At 38.9% G+C, this 9,264-nt stretch carries 8 protein-coding genes and 1 tRNA gene; 5 read left to right on the top strand and 4 right to left on the bottom strand.

Annotation, left to right across the window (positions count from 1 at the left end; all coding sequences use genetic code 11):
• On the top strand, positions 1-907 hold a 907-nt coding region (locus tag K8S13_RS08440), incomplete at its 5' end, for an ATP-grasp domain-containing protein (RefSeq protein ID WP_291461925.1).
• A 46-nt stretch (positions 908-953) separates the two neighbouring features.
• On the opposite strand, the gene K8S13_RS08435 is transcribed toward K8S13_RS08440, so the two are convergent.
• Positions 954-1,328 carry a hypothetical protein gene (locus K8S13_RS08435; RefSeq protein WP_291461924.1) on the bottom strand — a complete coding sequence of 125 codons (375 nt, stop codon included), beginning with the start codon at positions 1,326-1,328 and terminating at the stop codon, positions 954-956.
• Positions 1,329-1,501: 173 nt separating this feature from the next.
• Here K8S13_RS08435 and K8S13_RS08430 point away from each other — a divergent pair, with 173 nt between their 5' ends.
• Together K8S13_RS08430 and K8S13_RS08425 are read left to right on the top strand one after the other, a co-directional pair.
• Positions 1,502-4,246 carry a cache domain-containing protein gene (locus K8S13_RS08430; protein ID WP_291461923.1) on the top strand — a complete coding sequence of 915 codons (2,745 nt, stop codon included), beginning with the start codon at positions 1,502-1,504 and terminating at the stop codon, positions 4,244-4,246.
• 257 nt (positions 4,247-4,503) lie between these two features.
• The gene (locus K8S13_RS08425) at positions 4,504-4,704 is read left to right on the top strand and encodes a cold-shock protein (RefSeq protein WP_291461922.1); all 201 of its coding nucleotides are present in this window, start codon (positions 4,504-4,506) and stop codon (positions 4,702-4,704) included.
• A 129-nt stretch (positions 4,705-4,833) separates the two neighbouring features.
• Here the strand turns inward: K8S13_RS08425 and K8S13_RS08420 are convergent, their stop codons facing one another.
• The 3 genes from K8S13_RS08420 to K8S13_RS08410 all read right to left on the bottom strand — a co-directional run bounded on the left by K8S13_RS08420 (position 4,834) and on the right by K8S13_RS08410 (position 7,305).
• Positions 4,834-6,336, bottom strand: a complete 1,503-nt coding sequence (locus K8S13_RS08420) for a nitrogen regulation protein NR(II) (RefSeq protein WP_291461921.1) — start codon at positions 6,334-6,336, stop codon at positions 4,834-4,836.
• Positions 6,337-6,422: 86 nt separating this feature from the next.
• Positions 6,423-6,498, bottom strand: a tRNA-Phe gene (locus K8S13_RS08415).
• 72 nt (positions 6,499-6,570) lie between these two features.
• A complete protein-coding gene (locus K8S13_RS08410) occupies positions 6,571-7,305 on the bottom strand; it encodes a 16S rRNA (uracil(1498)-N(3))-methyltransferase (protein WP_291461920.1) in 735 nt (244 codons plus the stop codon).
• 140 nt (positions 7,306-7,445) lie between these two features.
• Here K8S13_RS08410 and K8S13_RS08405 point away from each other — a divergent pair, with 140 nt between their 5' ends.
• Both K8S13_RS08405 and K8S13_RS08400 read left to right on the top strand, forming a co-directional pair.
• Complete coding sequence (locus tag K8S13_RS08405; RefSeq protein WP_291461919.1) at positions 7,446-8,051, top strand: hypothetical protein; 606 nt, start codon at positions 7,446-7,448, stop codon at positions 8,049-8,051.
• 22 nt (positions 8,052-8,073) lie between these two features.
• On the top strand, positions 8,074-9,264 hold a 1,191-nt coding region (locus K8S13_RS08400), incomplete at its 3' end, for a class I tRNA ligase family protein (RefSeq protein ID WP_291461918.1).

Here is a 9,264-nt window from a genome sequence, read left to right as displayed (position 1 = left end):
GGCCTGTGAGGTGGCTGATAAGGTTGGTTTTCCCGTCATCTTAAAAGCCTCCGGCGGCGGCGGCGGCCGGGGCATGAGAATTGCCAACAACAAAGAAGAACTGATTGAAGCCCTTCCGATTGCATCGGGAGAAGCCAAGGTGGCCTTTGGTAACCCTGACCTCTATCTTGAAAAATATATTGAAAAACCACGTCATATCGAAATTCAGATCCTGGGAGATATGTTCGGCAATTATGTTCATTTAGCCGAACGGGAATGCAGTATCCAGATGAGATATCAAAAACTCATTGAAGAAGCTCCTTCCTCCTTTGTGGATGTTGAATTTCGGACTATTCTTGGGGAAACAGCCATAAAAATCGCCAAATCTATTGGATACTTTAATGCAGGGACCATGGAATTTCTGGTGGATAAAGATAAAAATTTTTATTTCATGGAAGTCAATGCCAGGGTACAGGTTGAGCATCCTGTCACAGAATTGATTACAGACATTGATATTGTTCAACAGCAGATTTTAATTGCAGCAGGCCAAAAGCTTGAGATTAAGCAGGAAGACATTATCCCCAATGGCTGGTCCATGGAATGCAGGATTAACGCTTGTGACCCAAAAGACAATTTCATGCCGTCTCCGGGTGAAATTGAATCAGTTATCTTTCCCGGCGGACCAGGGGTTCGGGTTGACACCCATATCCACGATAAATATATGGTCGGTCCTTTTTATGACTCCCTTGTCGGTAAGCTTATAGTCTGGGCCCAGGACCGACCTTCTGCCATCAATCGTATGAAAAGGGCATTGGATGAATTTGAGATACAGGGAATTCAGACAACCATACCTTTTTTCAAAAAGGTATTTGAAAACAAAGCCTTTCAAAAGGGTGACATTGACACCCATTTTTTAGAACGGATCTGAATTTGTTCAAGGATAAGACAATGATCTCCAAATGGATGGCTAAAAACTAAAGGCTATTGAGCATTTTTAAAATAGTAGGCCACCCCATCATTATATCCGTTCCCAAACCCCAATACCGGACAATTGCTGCTGAGAGGAGTTCCCAGTCGGTTTTCAGGTCAGTTGTCCCTTTTTCAATATCGGGCCATGGCTTATAAAATTTCCATTGTTTTCCCCAGGCTTCGCATTGGGTTAATCCTTGATTTGTTTTACAGATAAAAAAATCCGTACCTTCGGATATATAACGAAGATCCTGAATTTCATCGATATCAGCCAAGGGGATTACGGGTGGAACAGGAAGAGAACAAAAACCAATAACAGGACAGAAAAATAATAATAAAAAATAGAAAGGGAACAAAATTAATATTTTGTGAGGTTTCATGAAATCCTCCGCAAATGGCCATGATAAATCAAAATGATAAAATCAATTTAAAAGAGATATTACTTTATTTATAAGAAATGATATAGTATTCATATTAAAAATACATTTTCAATAGACAGTATCAGGGTTTTGGGGTGTGTCTATTTCAATTTTCAGGACGGTAAATCATTTAAATGCTTTTTGAGAAGCTAAAATTTAAAAACAAGATCTTACTGACATTTTTATTTGTTTTTATCCCGTTAATTATAATTGGGAGTACCATTGCTTATTATCAGGCAAAAAAAATACTTCAAACCAATATTGAAAAAGAATTGCAGAGTACAACCAATTCTTTAGTGAACCTGATAAACACAGCTGCCTCGGTTTCCATTAAAAACAGACTTCAGGCCATTGCCGAGAAAAATTTGGATATTGCTCAGTATTATTATAGCAAATATCGATCCGGATTATTGACCAGGTCCCAAGCCATTAAAATCATTGAAGAGATATTTTTAAGCCAGTCCATCGGTTTAAGCGGTTATATTTATTGCCTGAACAGTAAAGGGATCGTCACGATTCATCCCAATGACAAGGTAAGGAATTCTGATGTTTCAGAATTTGATTTTGTTAAAAAACAGATGGAAATAAAAGATGGTTACCTTGAGTATGACTGGAAAAATCCGGGCGAGCTGCAAGAACGACCCAAAGCACTCCATATGGTTTACTATAAACCCCTTGATTGGATTATCTCAGTCTCTTCTTATCGTGGAGAGTTTAATCACCTGCTGAATATTAATGACTTCAGGGAAAGCATTCTTTCATACAAATCAGGAAAATCCGGATATGCCTATGTCCTGGATAAAGACGGAACGGCAGTGATCCATCCCAAACTTCAGGGAATCAATCTGCTGCAGCAATCAGAGTATCCAAATCAATTTTTAAAACAGATTCTTAAAGAGAAAAACGGGAAAATCAATTATTTCTGGCAAAATCCAGATGAAGCGGAACCCCGTGAAAAAATCGTTATCTTCAAACATTTGCCAAAATATAAATGGGTTGTCGCCTCTTCAAGCTATGTTGAGGAAATTTTTTCACCTTTGAGGACATTCAGGAATGTTTTGACCATTGTTCTGGGTATAATTCTTCTATCATTTATTGGGATAGCTTATGTTATCAGTGTATCTGTAACAAAGCCGCTTGTATCGTTAATGGATAAGCTTGAAGGAGGCGCCAAAGGTGATTTTTCCGTTCGTATGGATGATGGTGCTCCTGCTGAGTTTGGTAAAGTGTCTCAACACTTTAATTTTTTTATGGACCAGTTGGAAAAGTACCATGGAAAAATTGGAGCTGAAATTCAAAAAAATATAGAGGCCCGGGCTGCTCTCGTAGAAAACGAATTAAAACTTCGCGGTCTTTTTAATCAATCCTTTCAGTTCACAGGAATTTTATCTCCTTCCGGGATGCTTGAGGAGATAAATCAGACCGGGCTTGATTTTGCAGGCTGTACAGCAGGGGATGTTGTGGATAAACCCTTTTGGCAGACTCCCTGGTGGCGTCATGACTCAATGGTTCAACACCGATTGAAAGAATCTGTTAAAAAGGCAACCCAAGGTAAACTTGTGCGATATGAAACCACAAATATTTCAAAAGATGATAAGATCAAGGATGTCGACATCTCCATAAAACCCGTTTTCAATTCTTTGGATAAGGTGGCATTCATTATTGCAGAAGCCAGGGACATTACAGAGTATAAACTGGCTGCCCTGGAAAGAAAAAAAATAGCAGTGCAAATGGAAAAATCACAGAAAATGGAGGCAATAGGAACGCTTGCAGGGGGAATTGCTCATGATTTTAATAATATCTTATCAGGAATTCTCGGTTATGCCCAATTGACAGAGATGAATCTGGATAATCCGATAAAGGCAAAAGGTCATATAGCGCAGATTGTTAAAGGCGCCCAGAGAGCAGCCGGGCTTGTCCAGCAAATCCTGACATTCAGTCGTCAGACAGAATATGAAAAACATCCGTTAAATTTATATCTTGTGGTAAAAGAGGCGCTTAAATTATTACGCTCGTCAATTCCCACCACCATTGAAATTAATGAAAATATTGTTTCCAGGGCAAAGGTATTGGCTGATCCCACCCAGATGCATCAGGTCATCATGAACCTTTGCACCAATGCATATCATGCCATGGGTGAGACCGGTGGTGTCCTGACGGTTCAGCTGGATGAAGTTGAGATTTCAGACAACAAGGATGTCTTTGATCATGGTATGAATAAAGGCAGATATCTTAAACTTGAAATCACTGATACAGGTCTTGGTATGGATGAAAAGACATTATTAAAAGCATTTGATCCATATTTTACTACCAAAGAGGTGGGAAAGGGGACTGGGTTTGGTCTGGCCCTGGTCCATGCAATTGTTGAAGAGCATGATGGTTATATAAAAGCTAAAAGTTCGATAGGACAGGGTTCAAGTTTTTATGTCTACCTGCCTGTGGTTAAGCAGAAAGCAGATCATTCTACAGACTTAAAAGAAGAAAAACCATTGAAAGGCGGGACCGAAAAGATCATGGTTGTTGATGATGAAGAAGATATCCGTCTGATTGTTCAAGAGTTTTTAACAGATTGCGGTTATACTGTCGATACCTTTGAAAATGGAGTCAAAGCCTTTGAAACCTTTGAAAAATATTCCGATCAATTTGATCTGATTATCACTGATATGACCATGCCGCAAATGACGGGCGATGAACTTGCCATAAATTTATTAAAAGTTCGACAGGACATTCCCATTATCCTGTGTACAGGATACAGTGAGACGTTTTCAGAAGCAAGAGGCCTTGAAATAGGTATCCAAAAATATCTCCAAAAGCCCATCTCCAATAAGGATCTTGCCACGTCAATCCGGGAGATACTCGATAAAGATGTTAAATCCTGAAAATTGGTTTTTAAGGCCTTTTTGATGCATGCTTGTATTATTCAAGATGAGGGTTAAAAGTAGAAACTCATTTAACGAAATTCATTTAACGCTTGACTTTTTCCTTTATTCATATATTATACCTCTGATTCGCGCTGTTTTATGTAAAGCGCATAGGTTTCATTCTAAAAGTGTATATCCCCGATAATAAAAACGGCATTACTCTTAAAGTTAGAAACTGGTATTATTTTTTATTTTTATTACAGGAGACTGCCAATATGGCTAATGGTATCGTAAAATGGTTTAACGACACAAAAGGTTTTGGATTTATCGAACAGGAAGACGGAAAAGATGTATTTGTGCATCACTCAGGTATCAATTCAACAGGTTTTAAATCCCTGAATGAAGGAGACCGTGTTTCATTTGACATCGAAGAAGGACAGAAAGGTCCTGCAGCAACAAATGTAACCGTGTTATAGTTAACCGTTTTATTTGTTCTAAAAGAGTCATCTTGGTGACTTAAAAAAACTAAAGTCCCTGGATAGTTTACTGTCTGGGGACTTTTTGTTTTAATGTGTCAATGAGTGTCGGTATCATATTACTGACCATTAATTACAATGGGCGACACCCCGTAGGTTCCTTGCTGTTTCAGGAACGGTTCTGGGTATCTCAATTAAAAATTTTGTACCTTTATTCTGTTCGGATTCGACTTTAATGCCTCCTCTATGCTGTCCAATGACTTTATTAGCAATAAAGAGTCCTAAGCCTGTACCTTTGTTTCCTTTGGAGGAAAAGAAAATTGTAAAAATATTTTTCAAGGTTGATTGATCCATGCCAAGACCATTGTCCTGGATGCGGAACAAAACTTTTTCCTTGTCTATCCTTGCATGAAATGTAATGGTATGTTCCTTTTTCAAAGGACTGTCAATGCAGGCTTCGATTCCATTTTCAAGAATATTGATCATGGCGGCCTGAAGACTTTTTTCATCTATTTCAAACAAATCGTCCTTGGTTAATACTTCAAGATTGTAGTCGATTGTTATCGCATTTTTCCGGGCATTCGTTGAAATAATGTCGATGGTGTCTTCCATAAATTGTTTAACAGAGATGTTATTCCATTCCATGGTCCTGGTTTTTGTATAGTAAAGAATATCCAGCACCAGCTTTTTTATACGGGAAGTCATCTGTCTGGACAGTTCAAAGCCCTCTTTTATTTTTTCCTGGTTATGGGTTTGAAATCCTGTATCCATCAGGTATATTCCTCCATCCAGACTTGTAAGAAGTCCTTTGATGCCATGGGATATGGAGCCGATCATAAACCCGAGTGATGTTAAATGGCCCTCAAGTCTTCGGGCCTCTGTAATGTCTGTGAGCATGATCAGAACATTGGTAATTTTTCCATGATTGTCTTTTATGGGAGCAGTCCAGCTTAAAACCACATGTTTTATACCATCAGAAGAAATTATTTCCATTTCCGATGCATGATTATTACCATCTTTAAAGGTTTTTTGCACCGGGCATTTTGTACACGGATCATCTCTGTTTTTACATATTCCAAAACAATATTCTCCTGTATGTTGTCCAAAATATTCTTCAAATTTGCGATTGCAATCGGTAATCTGGTAATCTCTGTCCTGGACATACATAAAACAGGGGACTTCATTAAAAAGCTGTTTGTAATTATCTTCCGATCTGGCAAATCTGGTTTTATAGCAGAGATCATTATAACAAAGATGCGTATGAAGATAGTTGTGTTCTAAAGACCTGTTGATATAAAAATCAAATATATGCGCTGTCCCAGGTAGGGCCATATAGTCGGAAGCACCATTTTGAAGGGCCTTAACCCCTGTTTCAAAAAAATCTTTTGGCACAACGGCAATAATTTGTATATCCACCATTGTTTTTGTGATGCCGGCAATTTTTTCCAGCCATGCCTTTTTTTCTTTATGCATGAAGATAACAAGAATATCAGAAGAATTTTTTGAAAGGAGAAATGCAAGATTTTGACCGGAGGGTATTGTTTTGAATTCTATCCGGTCATAAAATTTTGATTTTTTAAGATCAGGGATTGAATTTTCAATATAATTAATCAGTAATATATTGGTTTCCATCTTTAACCTGCAATAATCTGTAATTAAAAGAACAAAAGCAAAAAAGGGTTATCAATCCTTTGATTGAGAACCCTTTTATTATCTTGTGGTGCCCAGGGACAGAATTGAACTGCCGACACGGGGATTTTCAGTCCCCTGCTCTACCGACTGAGCTACCTGGGCTCAAACAACAGAGGGCTATATATTCTTTTTGACTATCTATGTCAAGGGAAAATGTTTGAAAAGTTTATGTTTTTATAGGTCACCGAGGATGTGTTGAACCAGGGTACAACTTGAAATGGAGGCAGTTTCAGCCCTTAAAATTCTGGGTCCAAGAGAATAGGATAAAAAGCCTTTTTTTTTTGCCACTATCATTTCAGTTTCTGAGAATCCTCCTTCAGGGCCGATCAAGATGATAATTTTAAGATTGGATGGATTTTTTTCCAGTGTATCAAGTCTTTGGGTCGCCTTTTCCCAAAACGCAATTTTCAGATCACAGGATGCGGACTGATTGAGCAGTTTTTCAAAACTCAATGGTTTTGAAATCTGTGGCAGCCGGCTTCTTCGGCACTGTTTTAAAGATTCTCTGGCAATGATTTTCCATCGCTTTATTCGTTTTTCCATCCTTTTCATGTCAGGGGTGGGAATAGATCGTTCACAAAAAAAGGGAATCCATTTTTGGATGCCAAGCTGTGTCAGATGTTTAATCACCAAGTCCATTTTTTTATCTTTCAGCATGCCGGAACAAAGCGTGATATCAATGGGAGACTCCGTTAAAGAGTCATATTCGTCAATAATATCAAGTTCTATGTTACCCAGGGAAATAAAAGTAATTATGGCTGTAAAATCTTTTCCTTCACCATTGGTAATTTCAATGCGGTCTCCTTTGGTTAACCTGAGAACTTTAGAAATATGTTTTGCATCCTGGCCCTGGATTTTTGCTTTTGACGGTATTGTATTGATTTTCGGAATAATAAACTTTTGCATCATGGAACTGTTTAAAACAAAGAGTGTACATTGTAAATGGCTTTTTTAAATAGTTGACACTTTGATCCGGCTTTGGTATTTTTTGATGTTCGCAGATATTGGACAGGGCATTGTTTTGAATATCTTAATAAAGTGAGGACTTTATGGCCGATATGACAGATTGGGATGGTGATGTTTTAAGTGAAGATGAAACAGACGAGTATATTATCGAACTGACGGATATTGCTGATGAGGGGCACGACCATGCAACTAAAGTTGAGGTCATTGAACTGGAAGACAAAGTCATTGAACTGACGGATATTGTCAAAGAAGAACGTACTGATTTTAATCTGGATATTGTAAAGGAAGAGAGTGCCGAGGTTGAAGAAGATTTTGACCTGGAAGATGAAACCTCTTTTGACGAAGGGCTTGAGCTTGAATCAGATGACCAGATGGATGACCTGGTAGATGAGCCGATGGATGGTCCGACAGATGATCTGGTGGACGATAGTGCGCTTGAACATGACCAAGAGATGGTTTTACCCCAAGATTTGAGCCTGACTCCGGAATTATTAGAGGCTGCATTGGAAAAAGTAATTGAAAAAAAATTTGCCGATAAAATAGAAACCATTCTGTTTGAGGTCATGGAAAAAGTAATTGAAAAAGAAATTGCCGAGATAAAGGAGTGTTTGCAAAAAGATCTTAATCTTCAGCAATTTAAATATACTAAAGGTTATGGGGATTCATTAAAAAATCCCCTTTTTCATTAATATGGGTTTTAGGAGTTGATTTATGAGTTATGACTCTCTGGATAAAGGATATGAGCCGGCAGGCATTGAAGAAAAATGGTATAAGTATTGGCTTGATAATGGATTTTTTAAGGCAGAAGATAAGAGTGACAAAAAGGCCTTTTCAATAGTTATTCCACCACCGAATGTCACTGGCGTACTTCACATGGGCCATGCGTTAAATAATGTTATTCAGGACATCATGTGTCGGTATAGAAGGCTTTTGGGCTATAATGTCCTCTGGATGCCGGGAACAGATCATGCTGGAATTGCAACCCAGAATGTTGTTGAAAGAGACCTTGCGGCAAAGGGACAGACAAGAGACCAGCTCGGGCGTGAGGAATTCATAAAACAAGTCTGGAAGTGGCGTGAGAAATCCGGAGGCGCTATTATCAACCAGCTTAAAAGACTGGGTGCCTCCTGTGACTGGGACCGTGAACGGTTTACCATGGACGAGGGTCTTTCCGATGCCGTTAGGAAGGTTTTTATAAGGCTTTATAAAGAAGGACTGATTTACCAGGGTCAGTATATTATTAACTGGTGCCCCCGGTGTAAAACAGCCCTTGCTGATCTTGAAGTTGAGTATGAAGACGAAGATGGTTATCTGTATTATATCCGATATCCCTTTGTGAATAAGAAACAGGGCCTTACCGTTGCAACCACACGGCCCGAAACCATGTTTGGGGATACGGGTGTTGCAGTAAATCCGACAGATGACCGGTTCAAGGACCTTGAAGAAAAAGAGGTAATGCTTCCTTTAACGGACAGGATTATCCCGATTATTAAAGATGAGTATGTGGATACCCAGTTTGGAACCGGGGCGTTAAAGGTAACTCCCGCCCATGATCCCAATGATTTTCATCTGGGAGAAAAACATGGACTTGAAAAATTAAAGGTAATTGATGATGACGGGCTGATGCTGGAAGGTGCGGGGCAGTTTGAAGGCCTGGATCGGTTTGAGTGCAGAAGTAAGGCTGTTGAAGCTCTTACAGAGCAGGGATTGCTGGTAAAAAAAGAACCGTTAAAACACAGTGTGGGTAATTGTTATCGGTGCAGGACGGTTGTTGAACCCATTATTTCAAAACAATGGTTTGTCAAGGTAGATCCCCTTGCAAAAAAAGCATCAGATGCCGTTCGTAATGGAAGAACAAGAATTATTCCTGATAATTGGTCAAAGACTTATTTTGAATGGATG

The sequence above is a fragment of the Desulfobacula sp. genome, from assembly GCF_021107415.1.
The sequence above is the reverse complement of the archived record's forward strand: the minus strand, read 5'-3'. Positions and strand labels throughout refer to the sequence as shown.

Bases quoted from the DNA above. Each gene is read 5' to 3' on its own strand.
- K8S13_RS08425 (WP_291461922.1), top strand. From the start codon at position 4,504: ATGGCTAATGGTATCGTAAAATGGTTTAACGACACAAAAGGTTTTGGA.
- K8S13_RS08405 (WP_291461919.1), top strand. From the start codon at position 7,446: ATGGCCGATATGACAGATTGGGATGGTGATGTTTTAAGTGAAGATGAA.
- K8S13_RS08410 (WP_291461920.1), bottom strand. From the start codon at position 7,305: ATGATGCAAAAGTTTATTATTCCGAAAATCAATACAATACCGTCAAAA.
- K8S13_RS08435 (WP_291461924.1), bottom strand. From the start codon at position 1,328: ATGAAACCTCACAAAATATTAATTTTGTTCCCTTTCTATTTTTTATTA.
- K8S13_RS08420 (WP_291461921.1), bottom strand. From the start codon at position 6,336: ATGGAAACCAATATATTACTGATTAATTATATTGAAAATTCAATCCCT.
- K8S13_RS08430 (WP_291461923.1), top strand. From the start codon at position 1,502: ATGCTTTTTGAGAAGCTAAAATTTAAAAACAAGATCTTACTGACATTT.